Source organism: Maritimibacter alexandrii (genome assembly GCF_005871115.1).
Taxonomy (GTDB): Bacteria; Pseudomonadota; Alphaproteobacteria; order Rhodobacterales; family Rhodobacteraceae; genus Maritimibacter; species Maritimibacter alkaliphilus.
The window spans coordinates 662,130-684,185 of record NZ_SWKQ01000009.1; the positions used below are offsets into that span (position 1 = coordinate 662,130).

At 64.9% G+C, this 22,056-nt stretch carries 26 protein-coding genes; 19 read left to right on the forward strand and 7 right to left on the reverse strand.

All coding sequences use genetic code 11. The annotated features are described in order from the left end of the window. Nucleotides 1-13: 13 nt before the first annotated feature. Nucleotides 14-979, reverse strand: coding sequence for an acetyl-CoA carboxylase carboxyltransferase subunit alpha (locus tag FCT00_RS04065; protein WP_008333694.1), 966 nt, complete (start codon nucleotides 977-979; stop codon nucleotides 14-16). A 119-nt stretch (nucleotides 980-1,098) separates the two neighbouring features. Between FCT00_RS04065 and FCT00_RS04070 the strand changes: the two genes are divergently transcribed. Genes FCT00_RS04070 through FCT00_RS04080 form a run of 3 tightly spaced genes read left to right on the forward strand, consistent with a single transcriptional unit; the run spans nucleotide 1,099 to nucleotide 2,923 of the window. Then, on the forward strand, nucleotides 1,099-1,935 hold the full coding sequence (locus FCT00_RS04070) for an AraC family transcriptional regulator (RefSeq protein WP_138421945.1): 837 nt from the start codon (nucleotides 1,099-1,101) through the stop codon (nucleotides 1,933-1,935). A gap of 5 nt (nucleotides 1,936-1,940) precedes the next feature. After that, on the forward strand, nucleotides 1,941-2,321 hold the full coding sequence (locus FCT00_RS04075) for a DUF1801 domain-containing protein (RefSeq protein ID WP_235888932.1): 381 nt from the start codon (nucleotides 1,941-1,943) through the stop codon (nucleotides 2,319-2,321). Further along, nucleotides 2,318-2,923 carry a GyrI-like domain-containing protein gene (locus FCT00_RS04080; RefSeq protein WP_040885103.1) on the forward strand — a complete coding sequence of 202 codons (606 nt, stop codon included), beginning with the start codon at nucleotides 2,318-2,320 and terminating at the stop codon, nucleotides 2,921-2,923. The genes FCT00_RS04075 and FCT00_RS04080 overlap by 4 nt, the downstream gene beginning before the upstream one ends. Here the strand turns inward: FCT00_RS04080 and FCT00_RS04085 are convergent. Both FCT00_RS04085 and FCT00_RS04090 read right to left on the reverse strand, forming a co-directional pair. Further along, entirely contained in the window at nucleotides 2,920-4,179 is a 1,260-nt protein-coding gene (locus tag FCT00_RS04085) for a glycosyltransferase (RefSeq protein WP_138421947.1), read from the reverse strand. The two genes, FCT00_RS04080 and FCT00_RS04085, sit on opposite strands and share 4 nt — an antisense overlap. Nucleotides 4,180-4,208: 29 nt before the next feature. After that, nucleotides 4,209-5,168, reverse strand: a complete 960-nt coding sequence (locus tag FCT00_RS04090) for an L-malyl-CoA/beta-methylmalyl-CoA lyase (protein ID WP_138421948.1) — start codon at nucleotides 5,166-5,168, stop codon at nucleotides 4,209-4,211. Between the two features lie 384 nt (nucleotides 5,169-5,552). On the opposite strand from FCT00_RS04090, the gene dgcN reads away from it, so the two are divergent. From dgcN to FCT00_RS04115, 5 genes are all read left to right on the forward strand, one after another. After that, nucleotides 5,553-6,557: an N-acetyltransferase DgcN gene (gene dgcN, locus FCT00_RS04095; RefSeq protein ID WP_008333686.1), complete on the forward strand. Its 1,005-nt coding sequence runs from the start codon at nucleotides 5,553-5,555 to the stop codon at nucleotides 6,555-6,557. 83 nt (nucleotides 6,558-6,640) lie between these two features. Continuing rightward, complete coding sequence (gene dgcA, locus FCT00_RS04100; protein WP_138421949.1) at nucleotides 6,641-7,606, forward strand: N-acetyl-D-Glu racemase DgcA; 966 nt, start codon at nucleotides 6,641-6,643, stop codon at nucleotides 7,604-7,606. Nucleotides 7,607-7,615: 9 nt separating this feature from the next. Further along, nucleotides 7,616-8,476 (forward strand): D-amino-acid transaminase, encoded by an 861-nt coding sequence (locus tag FCT00_RS04105; protein WP_138421950.1) that lies wholly within the window; start codon nucleotides 7,616-7,618, stop codon nucleotides 8,474-8,476. Between the two features lie 81 nt (nucleotides 8,477-8,557). Beyond that, nucleotides 8,558-10,003: an OmpA family protein gene (locus tag FCT00_RS21785; RefSeq protein WP_138421951.1), complete on the forward strand. Its 1,446-nt coding sequence runs from the start codon at nucleotides 8,558-8,560 to the stop codon at nucleotides 10,001-10,003. A 9-nt stretch (nucleotides 10,004-10,012) separates the two neighbouring features. Next, nucleotides 10,013-10,603: a hypothetical protein gene (locus FCT00_RS04115; protein WP_171042878.1), complete on the forward strand. Its 591-nt coding sequence runs from the start codon at nucleotides 10,013-10,015 to the stop codon at nucleotides 10,601-10,603. Between the two features lie 67 nt (nucleotides 10,604-10,670). Here the strand turns inward: FCT00_RS04115 and FCT00_RS04120 are convergent, their stop codons facing one another. The 3 genes from FCT00_RS04120 to FCT00_RS04130 form a co-directional block, all read right to left on the reverse strand. Beyond that, nucleotides 10,671-11,465 (reverse strand): DODA-type extradiol aromatic ring-opening family dioxygenase, encoded by a 795-nt coding sequence (locus tag FCT00_RS04120; protein ID WP_138421952.1) that lies wholly within the window; start codon nucleotides 11,463-11,465, stop codon nucleotides 10,671-10,673. Nucleotides 11,466-11,554: 89 nt separating this feature from the next. Then, on the reverse strand, nucleotides 11,555-11,869 hold the full coding sequence (locus FCT00_RS04125) for a DUF1244 domain-containing protein (protein WP_040885100.1): 315 nt from the start codon (nucleotides 11,867-11,869) through the stop codon (nucleotides 11,555-11,557). A gap of 18 nt (nucleotides 11,870-11,887) precedes the next feature. Next, complete coding sequence (locus FCT00_RS04130; protein ID WP_138421953.1) at nucleotides 11,888-12,628, reverse strand: N-formylglutamate amidohydrolase; 741 nt, start codon at nucleotides 12,626-12,628, stop codon at nucleotides 11,888-11,890. A 153-nt stretch (nucleotides 12,629-12,781) separates the two neighbouring features. Between FCT00_RS04130 and pyk the strand changes: the two genes are divergently transcribed. From pyk to FCT00_RS04175, 9 genes are all read left to right on the forward strand, one after another. Further along, the gene (pyk, locus tag FCT00_RS04135) at nucleotides 12,782-14,227 is read left to right on the forward strand and encodes a pyruvate kinase (protein WP_008333657.1); all 1,446 of its coding nucleotides are present in this window, start codon (nucleotides 12,782-12,784) and stop codon (nucleotides 14,225-14,227) included. Nucleotides 14,228-14,266: 39 nt separating this feature from the next. Then, on the forward strand, nucleotides 14,267-14,491 hold the full coding sequence (locus FCT00_RS04140) for a hypothetical protein (protein ID WP_235888933.1): 225 nt from the start codon (nucleotides 14,267-14,269) through the stop codon (nucleotides 14,489-14,491). Between the two features lie 109 nt (nucleotides 14,492-14,600). Further along, the gene (gene rpmI, locus FCT00_RS04145) at nucleotides 14,601-14,801 is read left to right on the forward strand and encodes a 50S ribosomal protein L35 (protein WP_008333655.1); all 201 of its coding nucleotides are present in this window, start codon (nucleotides 14,601-14,603) and stop codon (nucleotides 14,799-14,801) included. Between the two features lie 14 nt (nucleotides 14,802-14,815). Next, nucleotides 14,816-15,178, forward strand: coding sequence for a 50S ribosomal protein L20 (rplT, locus tag FCT00_RS04150; RefSeq protein WP_008333654.1), 363 nt, complete (start codon nucleotides 14,816-14,818; stop codon nucleotides 15,176-15,178). 218 nt (nucleotides 15,179-15,396) lie between these two features. Continuing rightward, nucleotides 15,397-16,470, forward strand: a complete 1,074-nt coding sequence (pheS, locus tag FCT00_RS04155; RefSeq protein ID WP_138421954.1) for a phenylalanine--tRNA ligase subunit alpha — start codon at nucleotides 15,397-15,399, stop codon at nucleotides 16,468-16,470. Between the two features lie 84 nt (nucleotides 16,471-16,554). Next, nucleotides 16,555-16,836: a YrhK family protein gene (locus FCT00_RS04160; protein WP_138421955.1), complete on the forward strand. Its 282-nt coding sequence runs from the start codon at nucleotides 16,555-16,557 to the stop codon at nucleotides 16,834-16,836. Nucleotides 16,837-16,838: 2 nt separating this feature from the next. Further along, on the forward strand, nucleotides 16,839-17,261 hold the full coding sequence (locus tag FCT00_RS04165; RefSeq protein WP_138421956.1) for an ASCH domain-containing protein: 423 nt from the start codon (nucleotides 16,839-16,841) through the stop codon (nucleotides 17,259-17,261). Nucleotides 17,262-17,285: 24 nt separating this feature from the next. Continuing rightward, complete coding sequence (gene pheT, locus FCT00_RS04170) at nucleotides 17,286-19,691, forward strand: phenylalanine--tRNA ligase subunit beta (RefSeq protein ID WP_138421957.1); 2,406 nt, start codon at nucleotides 17,286-17,288, stop codon at nucleotides 19,689-19,691. Between the two features lie 151 nt (nucleotides 19,692-19,842). Further along, the gene (locus tag FCT00_RS04175; RefSeq protein ID WP_138421958.1) at nucleotides 19,843-20,289 is read left to right on the forward strand and encodes a YtoQ family protein; all 447 of its coding nucleotides are present in this window, start codon (nucleotides 19,843-19,845) and stop codon (nucleotides 20,287-20,289) included. A gap of 66 nt (nucleotides 20,290-20,355) precedes the next feature. On the opposite strand, the gene FCT00_RS04180 is transcribed toward FCT00_RS04175, so the two are convergent. Beyond that, entirely contained in the window at nucleotides 20,356-20,790 is a 435-nt protein-coding gene (locus FCT00_RS04180) for a hypothetical protein (protein WP_138421959.1), read from the reverse strand. 419 nt (nucleotides 20,791-21,209) lie between these two features. Between FCT00_RS04180 and FCT00_RS04185 the strand changes: the two genes are divergently transcribed. Together FCT00_RS04185 and mscL are read left to right on the forward strand one after the other, a co-directional pair. Then, nucleotides 21,210-21,401: a PLD nuclease N-terminal domain-containing protein gene (locus tag FCT00_RS04185; RefSeq protein WP_008333645.1), complete on the forward strand. Its 192-nt coding sequence runs from the start codon at nucleotides 21,210-21,212 to the stop codon at nucleotides 21,399-21,401. Nucleotides 21,402-21,562: 161 nt separating this feature from the next. After that, on the forward strand, nucleotides 21,563-21,997 hold the full coding sequence (mscL, locus tag FCT00_RS04190; RefSeq protein WP_138421960.1) for a large conductance mechanosensitive channel protein MscL: 435 nt from the start codon (nucleotides 21,563-21,565) through the stop codon (nucleotides 21,995-21,997). Nucleotides 21,998-22,056 lie beyond the last annotated feature (59 nt).

Here is a 22,056-nt window from a genome sequence, read left to right on the forward strand (position 1 = left end):
GATGAGCCGGGCGTCAGGCCGCCAGACCCTGCGACCCCATCTTGAGGTACTTTTCACGCCGCGAGGTCTTGAGCTCGCCCGGCTTTTTCTTGCCCAGCGCCTTCAGCTCCGCCTCGATGGCATGGCCCACGGCCGCGATGGTCTGACCCACACCGCGATGCGCACCGCCCACCGGCTCGGAAATGATCCGGTCGATCACACCGAGGTTCTTGAGATCCTGCGCGGTCAGGCGCAGCGCCTCGGCGGCCTCGCGCATCTTCTCGGCGTCTTTCCACAGGATCGACGCGCAGCCCTCGGGCGAGATCACCGAGTAGACCGAGTGCTCCAGCATCATCACGGTGTTGCCGGTCGCGAAGGCCACGGCCCCGCCGGAACCGCCCTCGCCGATGATGACCGACACCAGCGGCACGTTCAGCGACAGGCATTTTTCGGTCGAACGCGCGATGGCTTCGGACTGCCCGCGTTCTTCGGCGCCCTTGCCCGGATAGGCACCGGGCGTGTCGACGAGCGACACCACCGGCAGGCCGAAACGGTCGGCAAGGTCCATGAGCCGGATCGCCTTGCGATAGCCTTCGGGCCGGGCCATGCCGAAGTTACGCTCGATGCGCGACTTGGTGTCGTGGCCCTTTTCGTGCCCGATCACCATCACCGGAATGTCGCCCATCCGGGCCAGCCCGCCCATGACGGCGTGGTCGTCGGCAAAGTTCCGATCCCCCGCCAGCGGCGTGTATTCGGTGAACAGCGCGTCGATGTAGTCCTTGCAGTGGGGCCGCTCCGGGTGGCGCGCGACCTGACATTTCCGCCAGGGCGAGAGGTTCTTGTAGAGGTCCACGAGCATCTGCTCGGCCTTCTTGTCGAGCGCCTCGGCCTCGCCCTTCACATCCATCTCTTCGTTGGCCCGCGCCATCGCGCGCAACTCTTCGGCTTTCCCCTCGATTTCCGCGAGCGGTTTTTCGAAGTCGAGATAGTTCTTGGTCATACGCGCGCCTCGCCGGACAGTTTGGGCCGATATAAGGTTTCACGGGGGCGAATTGCAACTCGGCAAGATTTGTGACCTCGCCCGATGGCAAAAAGACGGGGCAAGGGAGATCGGCCGGAATGGCGAACGATTACGAGAAACGACTGCTCCGGGTTCTGGATTACGTCTACGACAATCTCGACGGCGACCTGTCGCTCGACACGCTCGCGGATGTGGCCGCGCTGTCGCGCTTTCATTTCCACCGGGTCTTCACCGCCGTCACCGGGGAACCCGTGGCCCATTTCATCCGCCGCGTGCGCCTGCACCGCGCCGGGCTGGAACTGTTGTCGTCGGATGCTCCGGTGGCCGACGTGGCGGCGAAGATGGGTTACGACAACGCGCGCAGCTTTTCGCGCAGTTTCCGCGACGCCTTCGGGCGCACCCCGTCCGAGTTTCGCGCGCATGCCCAGCCGGTCCCTCCCCTGCGACTTGGCACATCAGGAGAGACGCAGATGTATGACGTAAAGATCGAAGATCAGCCGGCTCGCAGGCTTGGCGTGATCGACCACCGAGGCCCCTATATCCAGATCGGCGAAGCCTTCGAAAAGGCCGGATCGACGGTCATGGCGCGCGGCCTTGGCCCGCATCTTGGCGCGATGCTCGGCATCTATTTCGACGACCCGGAAAACGGAGCCGCCGAAGATCTGAGATCCGCCGCCGGGTTCGAGATGGACGAGACCGCCGAGATCACCCCGCCGCTCAGGGAAGTCCGGCTGGAGGGCGGCAAGCACGCCATCCTGACCCACACCGGGCCCTACACGGGTCTAGCGCAGGCCTATAAATACCTGTTCGGCGAGTGGCTCGCGACTGCGGGTGAAATGCCGCGCGAGGCGCCTCCGTTCGAGCTTTACGTCAACACCCCCATGGACACGGCCCCGGACGATCTGGTGACGCTCATCGGCGTGCCGCTCCTATGACACCGATGCCCGACGACGTGCGGGCCGCGTTCGATGCGGCCCCGGCGGGCGCGAGGCGGGGGCTTCTGAATCTGCGCGGTCTGATCTTCGCGGTGGCCGACTCGACCAGCGCCGGCCCCGTGACCGAGGCGCTGCGATGGGGGCAGCCCGCCTATCTCGCCCCGCATGGCTCGACCCTGCGGCTCGGCACCCCCGCGACCGGCGGCTTCGCGCTTTATGCGCATTGCCGCACCTCGCTGATTTCGGATTTTCGCGCCATGACCGGCGGGCGGTTCGAAACCGAGGGTAACCGGGCCGTCCTGTTCGCGGAGGACGCCGACATCGACAACGACGCGCTCGCCCCGCTCATCGCGCGGGCACTCACATGGCACAGGAGGGCGGCATGACCGCGAAACTCGAAATCCGCAAGTCGGACAAAGCCTATTACGGCGGCAAGCCCGGTGTTTGGCAAAGGCTGACCCTGCCGCCCATTCCCTACCTCGCGATCACCGGCAAGGGCGCGCCCGAAGGCCCGGCCTATGCCGAAGCCATGTCCGCGCTCTATCCGCTGGCCTATGCCATGAAATTCGCCGCCAAGGCCGAAGGGCGCGATTTCACCATTCCACCGCTGTCGACCCAGTGGTGGGCCGCGGACCCGACCGCTTTCGTGCAAGGTCGGCGGGATGAATGGGAATGGCAGGCCATGATACGGATGCCGGACTTCATCGACGCGACCTTTCTCGACGCCGCCCGCAAGTCTGCGAAACCCGGCCCGCGCCGTAACGAGGTCCGGCTCGAGATCATCGATGAGGGCGATTGCTTTCAGATGCTCCACATCGGCCCCTACGCCGACGAGGCCCCGAAGCTTGCGGAACTGCACGACGAACTGATGCCGGAAGCTGGCGTCACCTTCGCCGGGCCGCATCACGAGGTCTACCTGTCGAACCCGGGGCGCACCGCGCCGGAGAAGCTCAAGACCATCCTGCGCCAGCCGGTGAAACCGGCCTAGGCGGCCTCGATCACCTCGACCGCACGTTTCAGACCGTCCTCCTGCCGCACCGCCGCGCCAAGCGCCTCGGCGGCCTGCGCCATGGCAGGGTCGCCTGTCACGCGGCGCAGGGCCTCGGCCAGATTGTCCGCCGTCAGTGATTTTTGCGCGATGGGGTCGGGTGCGACGCCGTGTTGGGCCATGATCTTGCCCCAGAACGGCTGATCCCCGAAGAACGGGACGACAACCTGAGGTTTGCCCGCCCGGATCGCTGCCGCCGTCGTGCCCGCGCCGCCGTGGTGCACGATCGCCGCCATGCGGGGAAACAGCCAGTCGTGCGGCGCACCTTCGATCTTGTGAATGGTGTCCGGCAGGTCCGCCGGTTTCAGCCCGCCCCAGCCAGTCGCGATGATCCCGCGCATTCCGGTCCGGGTCAGCGCCTCGATCACCGCCTTTGCCAGCCGCCCGGGCGAGCGGCCCGCCATCGACCCGAACCCGACGTAGACCGGCGGCGGCCCGGCCTCCAGAAATGCGGCGAGGTCGTCTGGCGGCGTCCAGTCGCCCTGGTCCGTGAACCAGTAGCCCGTCATCACCGCCTCGTCCGGCCAGTCGCGCGGGGCTGGCAGAACCGACGGGCTGACCGCGTTCAACACCGGCAGCATCCGCCCAAGGCTGTCGCGCAACAGATCGAAACGCCGCTGCTTCGGCAACCCGCGCTCCGCCCGCATCTCGCGCACGTGCCGCCCGGCGGAAAACGCCATGGTCCGGTTGACGAAGCGATAGGAGAACCTGTTCCACCATTGCCAGCCGGTATCGGGAAAGCCGACGTTCGGCCGCTCGCCCGTCGGCACCATCATCGGCACCAGCATCGCGAGGACCGCAGGGATGCCGCGCTTTTCCGCGATGTGAGGCCCGGCGTAGGTCTTGGGATGGAAAACGATCAGGTCCGGGTCCACCGCCTCGGCCGCCGCCCAGCTGTCGCCGATCAGTTCGGCCTGGGCCGGTCCGACCGTGCGTGTCAGCATGACCGTCCATTTAAGCGACTGGAGCACGCCTTGGGTCGATTCCATCATGTCGCGCCCGGCTTCGGTGTCCAGAAGGTTCAGCATGGCGTCGGACATCGGGGCGAAGCCCAATCCGGCCTCGCGCACGAACGTCTCGAACCTGCGCGCGGTGCCAAGCGTGACCTCGTGCCCGCGTGCGACGAGCGCCCGCCCGAGCGCCACGAAGGGCTGGACGTCACCGCGCGAGCCGTAAGTGAGGATCAGGATCCGCATGTGAGCACCCTATCGCGGGTGCCTGCATGTTACGACCCGGCAATCAGCTCCGACTGTTTGACGATCACTTCGGCCTGCTTGATCGAAGCGATATCGACAAGGCGCCCCTTGTAGACGGTCGCCCCGGCGCCGGTGCGCTTGGCCTCTTCCATCGCGGCGAGGATTTCGCGCGCTTCCGCCACCGCCGCGTCGGACGGGGTGAAAACCTTGTTCGCCAGCGCGATCTGTTTGGGGTGGATCGCCCATTTTCCGACCATGCCGAGGGTTGCGGACCGAAGGGCCTGTGCGATGTAACCGTCATCGTCGGAGAAATCGCCGAACGGTCCATCGACCGGCAAAAGCCCGTGCGTCCGGCAGGCCGCGACGATGGCCGCCTGTGCCCAATGCCACGGATCGGACCAGTGCTTCTGGCCCTCATGCAGCATGTAGTAGTTCTCTTGCGTGCCACCGATCCCGGTCGTGGCCATACCCATCGAGGCGGCGAAATCCGCAGCGCCCAGCGACATCGCGACGAGGCGGGGGGAGGCCGCAGCGATTTCTTCCACATGGGCGATGCCGGCGGCGCTTTCGATGATGACCTCGAAGTCGATGGGCTTTTCGCGACCCTTCGCACGTTCGATTGCCGTGACGAGCGCATCGACCGCGTAGATGTCGCCCGCGCAGCCCACCTTGGGGATCATGATCTGGTCAAGACGGTCGCCCGCCTGTTCCAGCACATCGACCACGTCGCGATACCAATACGGAGTGTCGAGCCCGTTGATCCGCACCGACAGGGTTTTCTTGCCCCAATCCACCGTGTTGATCGCCTCGATCACATTGGCGCGCGCGGTATCCTTGTCGGACGGCGACACCGAATCCTCGAGGTCGAGGTTGATGACATCCGCGTCCGACGCGGCCATCTTCGCAAACAGCTTGGTGTTCGAGCCGGGGCCGAAGAGCTGACAGCGGTTCGGGCGGGCGGGAGCGGCGGGTTGGATACGGAAGGACATGAGGCCTCGCAACGTCGTTTCGTTTTTGTCGCCTTTCCGGTTAGATTATTGCGCAGCAGCCTTCAACCATGTTTTTCGCACCCGCAGCATTTTAGATCTACCCGGAGTTCGATCCTTTGCAGATTTCGCTCGGTCAGGCAGAGGCAGGCAGGAGCTGCGAACCAACTGAGTGTCAAAGACAGCAGAATCGAACTTGGGCGTTGCAACTCCCTTGTGCGCTCCTTCGACGATTGATCGGGCGATCTGCGGGATATTCTGCGCAAGATTTGCGCCATATCCATGTTTTCTCCCAATCACGACACGACTGACGCAAGAATCGGGAGCATTTCGCAGACGCAGCATGCCAATCTGGGATCAAACGCGACACTCATGAGTTAGTGACACATGATCCAGACACCATATCTTCTATTCCTCGGCGATGCGCCCGACCCCCTTGCCGCGAAAGTGGCGCAGGGCATCAAGGACTGGCGCCCCGAGAACGCCGTCGGTCAATTCCGCATGGACGGATGCAAGGCCGACATGAAATTGCCCGACATGACACTTGCCGAAGCCAAGGAAGCTGGCGCCAAGACACTCGTCATTGGCGTCGCGAACCGGGGTGGCGTCATCAGTCAGGCTTGGAAAAAAGTCCTGATCGCCGCGCTCGAGGAAGGCTTCGATCTGGCGAGCGGGCTTCACAACCTGCTGCGCGACGAGGAAGACCTCGTGGCCGTTGCCAAGGCGACCGGGCAGACCCTGCACGACGTGCGCGTGCCGTCGGTCAAATACCCCATCGCGAACGGCGAGAAGCGCAGCGGCAAACGCTGCCTCGCCGTCGGGACGGATTGCTCGGTCGGCAAGATGTACACCGCCATGGCGATGGATGCCGAGATGCGCGAGCGCGGCATGAAATCGACCTTCCGCGCCACGGGCCAGACGGGCATCCTCATCACCGGCGACGGCGTGCCGCTCGACGCCGTGATCGCGGATTTCATGGCCGGGTCGATCGAATGGCTGACGCCCGACAACGATGACGACCACTGGGACCTGATCGAAGGTCAGGGGTCGCTGTTCCATGTCAGTTACTCGGGCGTGACCATGGCGCTGATCCACGGGGGACAACCCGATGCGCTGATCCTGTGCCATGAGCCGACGCGCGATCACATGCGCGGCCTGCCCGGCTATCAGCCCCCGTCGCTGGAAACCCTGCGCGACACCGCCCTGCCGCTGGCCCGCGTGGGCAACCCGGCCTGCGAAGTCGTCGGCATCTCGGTCAACACGCAGCACATGGGCGAGGACGAGGCCAAGGCATACCTTGCCGAGGTCGAAGAGCGTCTGGGCCTGCCTGCGACCGACCCCTACCGCTTCGGATCGGCCAAGCTGGTGGATGCGCTGGCGGCGATGGGTTAGTTTCCGGGGCTGATGCCCCGGACCAAGGCGGGGGCGCTGCCCCCGCACCCCCGAGGTTTCCGGAAACAGAGAAGGAGGACGCGATGCGCCTGTCGGTGACGTCCGAAAGTTTCCCACTGGCCGAGGTGTTCACCATCTCGCGCGGCTCCAAGACGGCGGCCGAGGTCGTGACGGTGCGCGTGTCGGATGGCCGCGCCGAGGGCTGGGGCGAATGCGTGCCCTATGCGCGCTACAATGAGACCATCGCGAGCGTCAGCGCCGAGGTCGAGGGGTTGCCGGAGGATTTCGACCGAACCGCGTTGCAGACGCTTCTGCCTGCCGGGGCCGCCCGCAACGCCGTGGACTGCGCCCTGTGGGATCTGAAGGCCAAGCGCGCTGGCCAGCGGGTGTGGGACTTGGCGGGCCTGCCCAAGCCGGGACCGGAGATCACCGCCTATACCCTGTCGCTCGGCGAACCGGACGCGATGGAAGCGGCCGCACGCAAGCACGCGCATCGGCCGCTCCTGAAAATTAAGCTCGGCACCGCCGACGACATGGCGCGACTCGAAGCCGTGCGGCGCGGCGCACCCAAGTCGCGGATCATCGTGGACGCGAACGAGGGCTGGAGTGCCGAGGTCTATTCCGATCTCGCGCCCCACATGGTGCGCCTTGGCGTCGCGCTGGTGGAACAGCCCCTCCCCGCGGGCGAGGACGACATGCTGGCCGAGATCGCGCGCCCCCTGCCCGTCTGCGCCGACGAGTCCTGCCACGACAGTTCGACGCTGGCCGCGCTCAAGGGAAAATACGACGTCATCAACATCAAGCTCGACAAGACCGGCGGCCTGACCGAGGCGCTGCGGCTGCGCGAGGCCGCTCTCGCCGATGGCTACCGGATCATGGTCGGGTGCATGGTCGGCACCTCGCTCGCCATGGCCCCCGCGACGCTCGTGGCGCAGGGCGCGATGGTGACGGACCTTGACGGCCCGCTGCTTCTCGCCCAAGACCGCGACGAACCGTTGAAATTCGACGAGGCCGGTGTGCACCCGCCCACCCCCGGCCTCTGGGGTTAGGAGACAGCCATGAGCCGCATCGTTTACGTGAACGGGGACTACGTGCCGGAAGAAGAGGCCAAGGTTTCGATCTTCGACCGTGGGTTCCTGATGGCCGATGGCGTCTACGAGGTGACGAGCGTTCTGGGCGGCAAACTGATCGACTTCGACGGTCACGCCAAGCGGCTGGAACGGTCGTTGAGCGAACTCGATATGGCCATGCCGATGAGTGCCGACGATCTGCTCGCCATTCACCGCGAACTGGTCGCCAAGAACGGTATCGACGAGGGGATGATCTATTTGCAGGTCACGCGCGGCGCACCGGGCGACCGCGACTTCGCCTTCCCACCCGAAGACACGCCGCTGACCGTCGTGCTGTTCACTCAGAACAAGCCGGGGCTGGCCGACAGCCCGGTGGCCAAACAGGGCATCAAGGTCATTTCGATCGAGGACATTCGCTGGGGCCGGCGCGACATCAAGACCGTTCAGCTTCTTTACCCGTCGATGGGCAAGATGATGGCGAAGAAGGCGGGCGTGGATGATGCCTGGATGGTCGAAGACGGCGCGGTGACCGAAGGCACGTCGAACAACGCCTATATCGTCAAGAACGGCACGATCATCACGCGGCAGTTGTCCACGGACATTCTGCACGGGATCACCCGCGCCGCCGTGCTGCGCTTTGCCGCCGAAGCCCAGATGAAGGTTGAAGAACGGCCCTTCACCATCGAAGAAGCGCAGGATGCGGACGAGGCGTTCATCACCTCGGCCTCGACCTTCGTCATGCCCGTGGTGGAAGTAGACGGCGCGACCGTGGGCACCGGCAGACCCGGCCCCGTGGCCGCCCGCCTGCGCGAAATCTACCTCGAAGAAAGCCGCAACGCCGCGATCTGACCCTGTTTTTCCTTGAACCATTGGGCCGCATGCGGCCTTGTGGTGCCACACCGGGGGAAAACACCCGAACGGGGGAATGAAATGCGGATATTGCTGGGTCTGGTCCTGTTCGTGGCCGGTATCGCCGGGTTGGCATGGTGGGGCAGCAGCCATCAGGCACGGACCATCGAAGACGAGGTCGAAGTTGCCGCGAAAGGTGTCGTGACGGGTGCGATACACCCGATGCGGGTCGAGGTGTCGGGCCGCGACATCACGCTGACCGGAACGGCAGATACCGAGGATGAGTTGATCGACATCGTCGCCTCGCTCGACGCGGTCGAAGGGCGGCGCGTGGTGCGCTCGGACGATGTCGATGTCCTTCCCGTGGCCGACCCGTATGAAACCGCCTTAGCCAAGGGGATCGACGGCTCGCTGTCCCTGACCGGCACGGCGCCCAGCGCGGCGCAGGCCGAAGTCGCGGCAGGACATGGCGCGACGGGTGCGATGGACCTGCCCCTCGCCTCGGGAGCGCCCGAAGGCTGGACCGAGATCGTGGGCGCGGGCGTCGACGCGCTGGGGCCGCTTGACGAGGGCAGTTTCGCGCTGACCGGCATGACCGCGATCCTGTCGGGCACCGCCGCCACCCCGCGCGAGGCGAAGGCCGCCACCACCGCGTTGAACGCCCTGCCCGAAGGGATCGACCGGGTCGTCTCGGTCGACGTACTCGACACCGGCGTCGTGTCGTTCGAACTGATCTACGACGCAGGCGAAGGTCTTTCGGCCTTCGGAACCGTGCCCGAAAACTTCGATGCACCCGCCATGGCCGAGGCGCTCGGATTTACCGATATCGCGGGTGACACCACCACCACCTTCGGCATGGATGCCGCGCTCCCCGAGCGGCTGTCCGACCTTCCCGGCCTTCTGCCCGACCTTGAACGTCTGTCGTTGCGCGACGAGGGGGGCCAGATCATCGCGACCGGCGTCGCCTCGCCGGGTCTCGATCCCGGCTATGTCACGTCGGAGCTTCGCGCCGCCCTTGGGGACGACGCCAGAATCGAGATCACCGCCGGCGACGCGCCGGACGACTGGGTGACGCGCACCAACCGTGCGACCGGGGCGGATCAGGTGGCCTCGGCAGGATACTGGCTTCCGGTCTACGACTTCGAGATTTCCAAGCAGGCGTGCAACGATGCCGCGGCGCAGGTGCAGGCGGGGCGTCAGATCCAGTTCGTCACGGGATCGTCCGAGCTCGACACAGCGTCCATGAGCATCATCAACGACATGGCGGGGCTGCTTCTGCATTGCACTGACAAGATCGGAATGCGGGTCACGATCGGCGGGCACACCGACAGCCAGGGCAACGACAACGAGAATTACCGGCTGTCGGTCGCGCGGGCGAATGCCGTGCGCGATGCCCTTGTCGCGCGTGGCGTGCCCGCTGGACGCATGCAGGCGCTTGGGTTCGGCGAGACCGAGCCGATCGCCGACAACGATACGGAAGAAGGACGCGCTGCCAATCGGCGCACGACCTTCGAATGGCCCAAGTAGGAGGGGCGAATGTTCGAGAACTGGGGTTTTCTCATCACCGAAATGGTCGTGCTCTTGGTGCTCGCCGCCATTCTGGGCCTGATCGTCGGATGGATCGTGTGGGGTCGCCGCAAGGTGCCGACTGCGGCGGTCGGCGAGGTCGAGGTTTTGCGTGCCGAACTCGCCACCTGCCGCGAGGCGGGCACCGATCAGGCCGCCGAGATCGCGCGCCTGCAAGACAAGGTCGCGTCGCTCGAGCGGAGTGAGTCCGGCACCAGCGGTCCGACCGTCGTGCCCACCCGCGAACCGGACCAGCCGCAGGCACCGATTGCCGCCGTCAAGCCAGCGACCATCGACGGGCCGCGCGAAGGCGGGGCGGACGACCTGAAGCAGATCAAGGGCATCGGGCCGAAGCTCGAAACGCTGGTGAACAAGCTCGGCTTTTATCATTTCGACCAGATCGCGGCGTGGACACCGGCGGAAGTGTCATGGGTCGACGACAACCTCGAAGGGTTCAAGGGCCGCGTGACCCGCGACGGCTGGGTCGAACAGGCCCGCGTGCTCGCCGACGGCGGCGCCACGGCTTTTTCCAAAAAGGTGAAGGACGGCGACGTCTACTGAACCCGCCTGTTCCAAGAAAAACGCCCGGTCATTGGCCGGGCGTTTTCGTCTCAGTTCTTAGGGTCGGTCAGTCGAAGCGCCAACTCGACGCCGTGACGCCGCCAAAGATCCCGTCTTCGTGGTAGACGCGCGTGGCCGTCCCGTCCTCGGCCGCCCCCAGCGCGGAGAAGAGCGGCACAAGGTGATCTTCCTGCGCATGACAGATCCGGGCGTAGGGCGCATCTTCCCAGTGGATCAATGCCTCGGTCCGCTTTTCGGGCGCTTGCCCCAACGCGTCCGCCAGCCAATCGTCGAAGGCCTTCGACGGCACCTCGGCCTGCGGTCCGAACCGGCGCAGGTTGTGATAGCTCAGGCCCGATCCGACGATCAGCACCCCCTCGTCACGCAGCGGGGCAAGGGCGCGGCCGATCCTGAAATGCGCTTCGGGGTCGTATCCCTTCAGCATCGAGACCTGAAACACCGGCACCTTGGCCTCGGGATACATGATATAGGCCGGAACGAATGTGCCGTGGTCGAACCCTTGCGTGTCGTCGAGCACGGCGTCGATCCCCGCCCCATCGAGCAGTGACTTGACCTTCTCGGCGATCTCCGGCGCACCGGGCGCGGGGTAGACCACGTCATACGTGTGCGGCGGAAACCCGAAATAGTCGTATTCCATGCCGGGTTTGTCGGAGTGCATGACGCGCACTTCGCCCGCTTCCCAGTGGCCCGAGATCATCAGAACCGCTTTCGGCGTTTCCGGCAGCTCGTCCGGCATGGCGGCGAGGCTTTTCTCAAGCACCGAGAAATTGCGGCGCATATCTTCGATCCACGGCCAGGGGCCGCCGCCGTGTGAGATGAAATAGGTGGGCATACGTGCCATGGCGATAACTCCGATCGTTTCGACCTAGATAAGCCCACCCGATTGCGCACAGAACCCGTGATGTTCTCACAGTTTCTGTGCAAAAAGGATCAGGACTTGTCGGTGACGTTCTCTTTGAAAGCCTTCTCGAAGGCGGCCTGTTTATCCGGCCCCGCCTCGGTCTGGTTTCCGGCCTTCCAGTCGTCATACGGCATGCCGTAGAAAATCTCGCGCCCCTCGTCTTTCGACATGTCGATCCCGCGTTCGTTCGCGGCTTCCTGATACCAGCGCGACAGGCAGTTGCGGCAGAACCCGGCGAGGTTCATCAGGTCGATGTTCTGCACATCGGGCCGATCCTCCATCAAGTGCTGGCGCAGGCGGCGGAACGCGGCGGCTTCAAGTTCGATACGGGTCTGGTCGTCCATTCGGTCCTCCATCATGTCTCAAAGATCGGCCTTCGCCCGCACCTCTTCAAGGATCGGGGCAAGCCGTGCGGCCCAGTCGTATTGCTGCTGGTCGGTCTCGATCAGGTCGTTGCGCACTTCGATCAGCACGTTCGCACGGCCATGAAGGGTCGCGTGCCGGTCCACGCTGTCGCCGTCCAGATGGCCGCCATAGGGCTCGTTCGCGCCGACGACGAGATCGGTTTCCCGGTGCAATCGCTCGATCAGAGGGGCCGAAAAGCGTTCGTCTTGCGCATAGAGCACGCCGATGTGCCACGGGCGCGGATCGCGGCCACGAAGCTGACGCGTGAAGGAATGGATCGCGACATAGATCGTATCGTCCTGCCGCGCGGCCAGCCGCGCGACCTCCTGATGATACGGGCGGTAGCACAGGTTCAGCCGACGCTCTTTCTCGGCCTGCCCCGCGTGACGATTGGCCGGGATGATCGAGCCGTCATAAAGCTTCATCAGAAGCGTCGGGTCGTCCTCGCCCCGGTTCGGGTCGATCACGAGACGGGAAAAGTTCGAGCAGATGCAGGGGCTGTCCAGAAGTTCCGCCAGCGCGAGGCTCACCCCCGCCGCGCCGGGATCATACGCGATATGGCGTGCCATATCCTCGGGCGGCAGGCCAAGGTCGCCGCCCGCCACCTCGGCGGGCACGGTGTTCGTCGCGTGGTCGCAGGTGACGAGCCAGCGGCCGGGCCGGTCCTCGCCGAAGGTGTGAAACGGGTGATACGTCATGCGCCTGTCGTGATTTTCGCCAAACCTGCGTAGCGGAGACGCAAGCAAAGCAAAAGGCCCGCTTTTTGCCCGCGATTTCAGCAGTTGCCGTTGCGATAGGCAAAGGCACCGGATACAGACGATGCGACTGTTACCGCAAACAGACGAGGCACAATGACACGCTCCCGCAATACCAAGATCGTCGCGACGCTCGGACCCGCATCCTCCACCCGCGAGATGATCCGCGCACTGTCCGACGCGGGGGCGGACGTCTTCCGCCTCAATATGTCCCACGGCTCGCATGACGAGCACCGCGCACGCCATGCCGCGATCCGCGAGGTCGAGAAGGAAACCGGGCGACCGATCGCGATTCTCGCCGACCTTCAGGGGCCGAAACTGCGCTGCGGCACGTTCATCGCGGAAGCCGCGGATATCGAAGAGGGCGACATGTTCCGCTTCGACCTCGATCCTGCGCCAGGCAACAACCATCGCGTCTGCCTCCCCCACAAGGAGATTTTTCAGGCGTTGGAAGTCGGATCGACCCTGCTGGTCAACGACGGCAAGATGCGCCTGAAGGTCAAGGAATGCGGCGACGACTTCGCCAATTGCGAGGTCATCGTGGGCGGCACGATCTCGGACCGCAAGGGCGTGAACGTGCCGGACGTCGTGCTCCCCCTCGCGGCGCTGTCGCCCAAGGACAAGGAAGACCTCGAATTCGCCTGCCAGTTGGGCGTCGACTGGCTTGCCCTGTCCTTCGTGCAGCGTGCCGCCGACGTGGAAGAGGCCCGCGCCCTTGCACAGGGACGCGCTGCGGTTCTGTCGAAGATCGAAAAGCCCTCCGCCGTGCGTGATTTCGACGCCATCCTCGACGCCTCGGACGGAATCATGGTCGCCCGTGGCGATCTGGGTGTGGAACTGCCCGTCCAGAACGTGCCGCCGATTCAGAAGCGCCTCGTCCATGCCTGCCGCCGCGCCGCGAAGCCTGTGATCGTCGCGACGCAGATGATGGAATCGATGATCGAAAGCCCGGTGCCGACCCGCGCCGAGGTGTCGGATGTCGCCAACGCCATCTACGAAGGCGCCGACGCGATCATGCTTTCGGCGGAATCCGCCGCCGGGAACTACCCCCGCGAAGCGGTGGCGACGATGAACAACGTGGCCGTCGAGGTGGAGAGCGACCCGACCTATCGCGACGTGATCGACCGCTCGCGCACCGTGGAGCGCACGACCATCGCCGACGGGATCGTCTCGGCGGCCCGCGAGATCGCCGAAGCGACCGAGATCAAGGTCATCGCCTGTTTCACGCAATCCGGGACCACGGCGCTGCTGGTCGCGCGCGAACGGCCCCATGTGCCGATCATCGCGCTCACGCCGCTGACCGGAACGGCGCGTCGCCTGTGCCTGTCGTGGGGCGTTCAGAGCTTCATGACCGGGCGGATCGACCGGTTCAAGATGGCGGTCGTCGCGGCGGCCCGCGCGGCGCGCACCTCGGGCATCGCGACCGAGGACGACCAGATCGTCGTGACCGCCGGCGTGCCGTTCAACGTGCCCGGCACCACCAACATCCTGCGCGTCGCCCCCTGCGCCGAAAGATTGATTTTCGCCACCGACCCTGAATAACTGAGACCATGTTCTCAGACTTCAGCGGCCGGGTGCGCGATGCCCTTTGACCTCTACATGGTGATCGGCGTCATCATCCTCGCCCTCGCCATTCCGTCCGGCATGGGCGCATGGATCGACCGGCGCCCGCCCCGCGTCTCGGCCCTGCTGATCGTTGTGGGCGGGGGATTGATCGGATATGCGATCACGCAGAAACCGGGCGGCTACAGCCTTGCCGACGTGCCCGAGGCCTTCGTCAACGTGATCGGCCACTATTTCTTCTGATCCCCCTTGCCAGATGGGGCCAACCCCCGTATACGCCGCATTTCCAAGCGCGGCCGGCTCGAGAGGCATGCCGAGTCGCGTGTCACGTCAAAGATATACGGAGACGCAAATGCCCAAGATGAAGACCAAATCGAGCTGCAAAAAGCGGTTCAAGGTGTCTGCCACCGGCAAGGTGATCAGCGGTCAGGCCGGCAAACGCCACGGCATGATCAAACGCCACAAGAAATTCATCCGCGACGCACGCGGGACAACTGTCATGTCGGCTCCTGACGCGAAAATCGTCAAGTCGATGATGCCCTACGACCGCTAAGAGGAGGCACGACCATGTCCCGAGTCAAAGGTGGAACCACGACCCACGCCCGCCACAAGAAGGTGCTCGACGCCGCGAAAGGCTACTACGGCCGCCGCTCGACCAACTTCAAGACCGCCACGCAGGCCGTCGACAAGGCGAACCAGTACGCCACACGCGACCGCAAGAACCGCAAACGGAACTTCCGTTCGCTGTGGATCCAGCGCATCAACGCCGCCGTGCGCGCGCATGACGAGGCGCTGACCTATTCGAAATTCATCAACGGCCTCGCCACCGCCGGGATCGAAGTGGACCGCAAGGTTCTCGCCGACCTCGCCGTGAACGAGCCGGATGCGTTCGGTGCCATCGTCGATAAGGCGAAGGCCGCGCTCGCGTAAGCTTTTCCCGCAAGGGATTTGAAAACACAGGAAGCCGCGGACCTCGCAGGGGGTCTGCGGCTTCTTTGCTTTCCGGCACCGCTCATCCGAGCCTCTGGCTCGTCTTCGCGGGGTCCGGGCGAAGCGGGGCCAAGGGCCTTGGTGAGCCGGGGCCGGAGCACTTGCAAACACCCCCTCCTGTGCTAGCAGAAGGGCGACCGAAACCAAGGGGGTCCGGGATGGACGATCTGAGGCAGAAATATCTGGAACTGGTGGCCGGGGCCGCCGACGAAGCGACGCTCGAAGACATCCGACTTCAGGCCGTCGGCAAGAAGGGCGAAGTGGCGCTGGCCATGCGCGAGCTTGGCAAGATGACGCCCGAAGAGCGTCAGGCGCAGGGGCCGAAGCTGAACGCCCTGAAGGACGAGATCAACTCGGCCCTGGCCGCCAAGAAATCGGCTCTCGCAGATGCAGCGCTGGATGAGCGTCTGCGGGGCGAATGGCTCGACGTCACCCTGCCCGCCCGCGACCGGCGCATCGGCACGATCCACCCGGTCAGTCAGGTGACCGAGGAAGTGACCACGATCTTCGCCGACATGGGCTTCGCCGTCGCCGAAGGCCCGCAGATCGAGGACGATTTCCACAATTTCGACGCGCTCAACATCCCGCCGCACCACCCCGCGCGGCAGGAGCACGACACCTTCTTCATGCACCGGGCCGAGGGCGACAACCGCCCGCCGCATGTGCTGCGCACGCACACCAGCCCCGTCCAGATCCGCGCGATGCAAAAGCAGGGCGCACCGATCCGCGTGATCGCGCCGGGCCGCGTCTATCGTTCGGACTACGATCAGACCCACACGCCGATGTTCCACCAGGTCGAAGGCCTCGCCATCGACCGCGACATCTCGATGGCGAACCTCAAGTGGACGCTGGAGGAATTCTGCCGCGCCTATTTCGAGGTGGACGAGGTGGAACTGCGCTTCCGCGCCTCGCACTTCCCGTTCACCGAGCCGTCGGCGGAAGTCGATCTGCGCTGCTCGTGGGAGGGCGGCCAGCTCAAGGTCGGTCAGGGCGACGACTGGATGGAAATCCTCGGGAGCGGCATGGTCCACCCCAAGGTGCTCGAAGCCGCGGGCGTCGACCCGACCCAATGGCAGGGCTTCGCCTTCGGCATGGGCATCGACCGGATCGCCATGTTGAAATACGGCATCCCCGACCTGCGCGCCTTCTTCGACAGCGACCTGCGCTGGCTGCGCCACTACGGCTTTGCTGCGCTGGACATGCCGACGATGCGAGGGGGCTTGTCGCGATAGATCGAAATCGTAGGGCGGGTGCGAACCCGCCTTGCCCGGACATCGGTGGGTTGTCACCCACCCTACGAGAGGACGAAAACACGAATGCCCCTCTTCCGACACGAAAACCGCCAGCAGTCCGAGGCCGCGCGCGACCTCTATGCGAAGTATGAGATCGCCTACACGGTCGTCGATTTCGTGGCCGCCGCCTGTTTCGTGGTGGGGTCGTTCCTGTTCTTCTCGGACGCGACGCAATACGCCGCCACGTGGCTTTTCGTGATCGGCTCGTTCTGCTTCGCGGCAAAACCGACGATCCGCCTGATCCGCGAGATCAAGCTCTACCGCATGGGCAAATACGAAACGCTGGCCGAACGGGCCGAGGGGTGACCATGACCGACGACATGGAAGACCTGAACCAGACCTATCCCGGTGCGGGCAACTTCACCTTCGGGGACAATCCGAAGCTTTGCGCGGACCTGCTCGCCCTCGTGCGCGCGGGGGAAAAGACCGCAACATGTGAGCGGCTGTCGGAATTCGACGGCGACCCGGATGCCCGCCCCAAGGTGGGCCGCTGCGACATCGCGATGAACTGGGACGGCACCCCCGCCCTCGTGATCCGCACAACCCGCGTGGACGAGGTGGCGTTCAAGGACGTGACCGAAGAGATGGCGCTGGCCGAGGGCGAGAATGACGACCTCGCAGGCTGGCGGCGCGACCACGAGGCCTATTTCACCCGCAACGGCGGGTTCGACGAGAACATGATGCTGCTCTTCGAGCACTTCGAACTGGTAGAGGATCTGGCAGACCGCTGAGCGGTGCCGAACGAGGACAAGACGATGAAATTCACACTCTCCTGGCTGAAAGACCACCTCGACACCACCGCCTCGGTGGACGAGATCGCGGAAACCCTGACCGACCTCGGGCTTGAGATCGAAGAGGTCATCAACCCGGCCGACCGGCTGGGCGTCTTCACGCTGGCCAAGGTCAAACATGCCGAGCAGCACCCGGATGCCGACCGTCTGCGCGTCTGCACGGTCGAGACCGACGAGGGCGACAAGCAGATCGTCTGCGGTGCTCCGAATGCGCGCGAAGGGATCACAGTCGTGCTTGCCAAACCCGGCGACTATGTGCCCGGCATCGACGTGACGCTGTCCATCGGCAAGATCCGCGGCGTCGAGAGCCACGGCATGATGGCCTCCGAGCGGGAGCTGGAGCTGTCGGACGAGCATGACGGGATCATCGAACTGCCGTCCGGAGAGGTCGGGCAGAAGTTCGTCGACTGGCTGGCCCAGAACGACCCTTCCAAGGTGGACCCGGTGTTCGACATCGCGATCACCCCGAACCGCCCCGATGCGCTTGGCGTGCGCGGCGTGGCGCGCGATCTGGCGGCACGTGGTCTTGGCACGCTGAAGCCCGCGCCGGAAGCGAACGTCAAAGGCACCTTCAAGAGCCCGATCAACGTCACCATCGACGGCGACACCCAAGGCGACGATGGCTGCTACATCTTCCAGGGCCGCCTGATCAAAGGCGTGAAGAACGGCCCCTCGCCCGCGTGGCTGCAAAAGCGGCTCAAGGCCATTGGCCTGCGCCCGATTTCGGCGCTCGTCGACGTGACCAACTTCTTCACCTACGACCAGAACCGCCCGCTCCATGTTTTCGATGCGGACAAGGTTCAGGGCGACCTGCGCATCCACAAAACGACCGGGGGCGAGCAACTACTGGCGCTCGACGAAAAGACCTACACGTTCGAGCCGGGGATGGTCGTCATCTCCGACGACCGGGCCGTCGAGAGCGTCGCGGGGATCATGGGCGGCGAGGAGTCGGGCTGCACCGAAGACACCGTGAACGTCTTTCTCGAGGCCGCCGTGTGGGAGCCGATCCAGATCGCGCGCACCGGCCGCGCGCTCAAGATCAATTCCGACGCGCGGTATCGCAACGAACGGGGGATCGACCCGGCGTTCAACCCGCTGGCGATCGAACTCGCGACGCAGATGATCCTCGATCTGTGCGGCGGCGAGGCGTCCGAGGTGGTGACGGCAGGCGAAGTGCCGGATACCTCCCGCGCCTACAAGCTCGACACCGATCGCTGTTCGTCGCTCGTCGGCATGGACATCCCGGCGGAAACGCAGCGCGCCTCGCTCGAGGCGCTCGGCTTCGTCATGGAGGGCGACATGGCGCACGTGCCGTCGTGGCGGCCCGACGTGCTGGGCGAGGCCGATCTGGTCGAAGAGGTCGCCCGCATCGCATCGCTGACCAAGCTGGTCGGAAAGCCGATGTCGCGCGCCTCGACCGGCGTGCCGAAACCCGTTCTGACCCCGATGCAGGTGCGCGAGAACACCGGCCGGCGCACCGCGGCGGCGCTCGGCTACAACGAATGCGTGACCTACAGCTTCATCGACGCGGCCAGCGCCGCGCTGTTCGCGGGTGGCGAGGATGCGACCAAGCTCGACAACCCGATCTCGTCCGAGATGAGCCACATGCGCCCCGACCTGCTGCCGGGGCTGTTTCAGGCCGCCGCCCGCAATCAGGCCCGCGGGTTCATGGACCTCGCCCTGTTCGAGGTCGGTGCGATCTGGCACGGCGGCGAACCGGAGGAGCAGCGTCTGGCGATCTCTGGCATTCTCGTCGGGGCGACGGGGCCGAAGGACGTGCATGGTGCGGCGCGCGGGTTCGACATCTATGACGCCAAAGCCGATTCCGAGGCGATCCTCGCCGCGATGGGCGCGCCCGCGAAGGTGCAGATCCTGCGCGGTGCCGAAGGCTGGTGGCATCCGGGTCGGCACGGCAAGATCTGTCTGGGCCCGAAAAAGGTGCTCGGCGTCTTCGGCGAATTGCACCCCAAGGTGCTGGCCGAGATGGACGTGAAGGGGCCGGCGGTCGCCTTCACCCTTTATCCCGAGGAAATCCCGATGCCGCGCAAATCGAACGCGACCCGGCCCGCGCTGACGATTTCGGATCTTCAGCCGGTCGAACGTGACTTCGCCTTTGTGGTCGATGCGGATGTCGAGGCGCTGACGCTGGTCAACGCCGCCGCGGGTGCAGACAAGGCGTTGATCGAGGACGTGCGCGTGTTCGACCAGTTCACCGGCGGCAAGCTGGGTGAGGCCGGGCAAAAATCCATCGCGATCACCGTGCGGATGCAGCCGACCGACGCCACGTTGACCGAGAAGGAGATCGAGGCGGTGGCCGCCAAGATCGTGGAAAAAGTGGGCAAAGCCACCGGCGGCACGCTGCGCGGCTGACCGTAAGCCTGCATCTTGAGTGGGGTCGAACGGGCAGAGCCCGTCCGACCCGCCGGGGGTCCAGCCCCCCGGACCCCCCGAGGTATTTGGGGACCAGAGAAGCAGGGCCCCGGTGCCAGCAGCCCGAACGACACAGACAGAGAGGTTCATCATGCTGAAAGTTTATCTGTCCGGCGAAATCCACACGGACTGGCGCGAGCGGATCATCGACGGCTCGCAAGGGCTGGACGTGACGTTCTCGTCGCCGGTCACCGATCATGCGGCGTCTGACGATTGCGGCGTGGCGATCATGGGGGAGGAGTCGGACAAGTTCTGGCACGACCACAAGGGCGCCAAACTGAACGCGATCCGCACCCGCAAGGGGATCGAGGACGCCGATGTCGTGGTCGTGCGTTTCGGCGAGAAATACAAGCAGTGGAACGCGGCTTTCGATGCGGGCATGGCGGCCGCTCTGGGCAAGTCTCTGGTGATCCTGCAACCGCCCGAACATGACCACGCGCTCAAGGAGGTCGATGCCGCCGCACTTGCCGTGACGCGCACACCCGGCGAAGTGGTGGACATTCTGCGGTACGTGCTGACCGGCAAACTGCCGTCCTGACATATAAAAAGGGGCGTCCGGATGGACGCCCCATTGCGGAAGCACTCACGCTTCCACGGCCCGGTATTAGTTGGACATGACCGTTCCGTCGACAGTCGCGCCACCGCTGACCGAGGTGTCATCCAGCAGGTCCGAGGTCGCGTTGGCGAGATCGTCGCCCGCGTCCTGCACCGTGCCCGTCACATCGTCGAGCGCGGTCTCGGCGGACTGCATCGTCTCGTCGTCCATGCCCTGCACGGCGCCACCCACATTCGCGCTGGCGCTGGCCTGGGCGCTGGCGGCTTCGTTGCGTTCCACCATGCCGTCGCCGTTGGTGTCGTACATGGTCAGCGCGGCCTGCGCATTGGCACCGAAGGCCGCTTCGAGTTCCGCCATCTCGAGCACGCGATCGCCGTTCTGATCGATGCCGTCGAAGCTCATCGTCTGAGCCGAGGCCGTTGTGGCGACCAGGGCGGCGCCGAATGCGAGCGGGAGGATGGTCAGGGTTTTGGTCGGTTTCATGATCGTTTCCTTTCATGGTTACGTTCGGGGGTCCGATGCCCCTCAGCCCAGACCAAACAACGATGCGCGGCGGTTTGAAGCCCCGGGCGGCAGCGGCCCGGCAATTCAGCGACCGTTCGCCAAAGGGCGGCAGAACCTTGCCCGCCGTGAGCGGGAAAAGAGGCGGGGTTCGGCAGCGCATTGCCGACACCGGGCCGGGCAGGCTTTTTCGCGCCGCGGGATGGAACTTTTTGGCCGTTGGCATGTCCTGCGCGATCTTCACGCCACGATCCCACAGACCTGAGAGCCGGGCGTCTTGATGGCTTAAAGCGGTGCGCCCGCAAGCACTTCTGCGCCCACAGGGAACATGCACGGGTTTGCTTGCGTTCATTCTCCAAATCCAAAGGTCGCTCTACGACCGATCCTGAATGGAGATACACATGTTCGAACTTTCTGGCCTTTTCGGCATCATTCTTCTGGCCCTCGACATCTGGGCGCTGATCTCGATCTTCTCGTCCGGCGCATCGACGGGTTCCAAGGTGCTCTGGGCGCTGCTCGTCATCATCCTGCCGCTTCTCGGCTTCATCATCTGGCTTGTCGCCGGTCCGAAGTCGAACCGCGCAGCGGTCTGACCGGAGGCGTGCTTCGCGCGCTCCACATGTTTCACGCCCCCGCCGCAGATGATCTGCGGCGGGGTTTCGCGTTCCGGCCCTTCCAGTTTTTTTGCACCCCGTGTTAAGGTTTACGCAGGGCCGAGTGCGTGGTCCGGGCAGCATGGGAGCATCGCTGGAAAATGTTGACGGAATTCAGAAACTTCATCGCCCGTGGCAATGTCATGGACATGGCCGTCGGGATCATCATCGGCGCGGCCTTCACGGCCATCGTGTCGTCACTGGTCGCAGACCTGATTAACCCGATCATCGGGCTGTTCACGGGCGGAATCGATTTCACCAACAACTACGCGGTCCTGAGCGGCGAGGTGCCGGCGGGCGCATCGCTCGAAACAGCGCGGGAAACCGGCGCGTCGATCTTCGCCTACGGATCGTTCATCATGGCGGTCATCAACTTTCTCATCATCGCCTTCGTGGTCTTTCTGCTGGTCCGCTCCGTGAATCGGATCAAGGACCTTGCCGAGAAACCGGAAGAGGTCAGCCCGCCCGAAGCGCCGCCGACGCCGCCGGAAATCCAGCTTCTGACGGAAATCCGCGACGCCCTCGCCAAAGGCTGACCGCGCCTGAGACACGACACAGGGCCCGGTCTCCGGGCCCTTTTTCTATGACCGAGCAG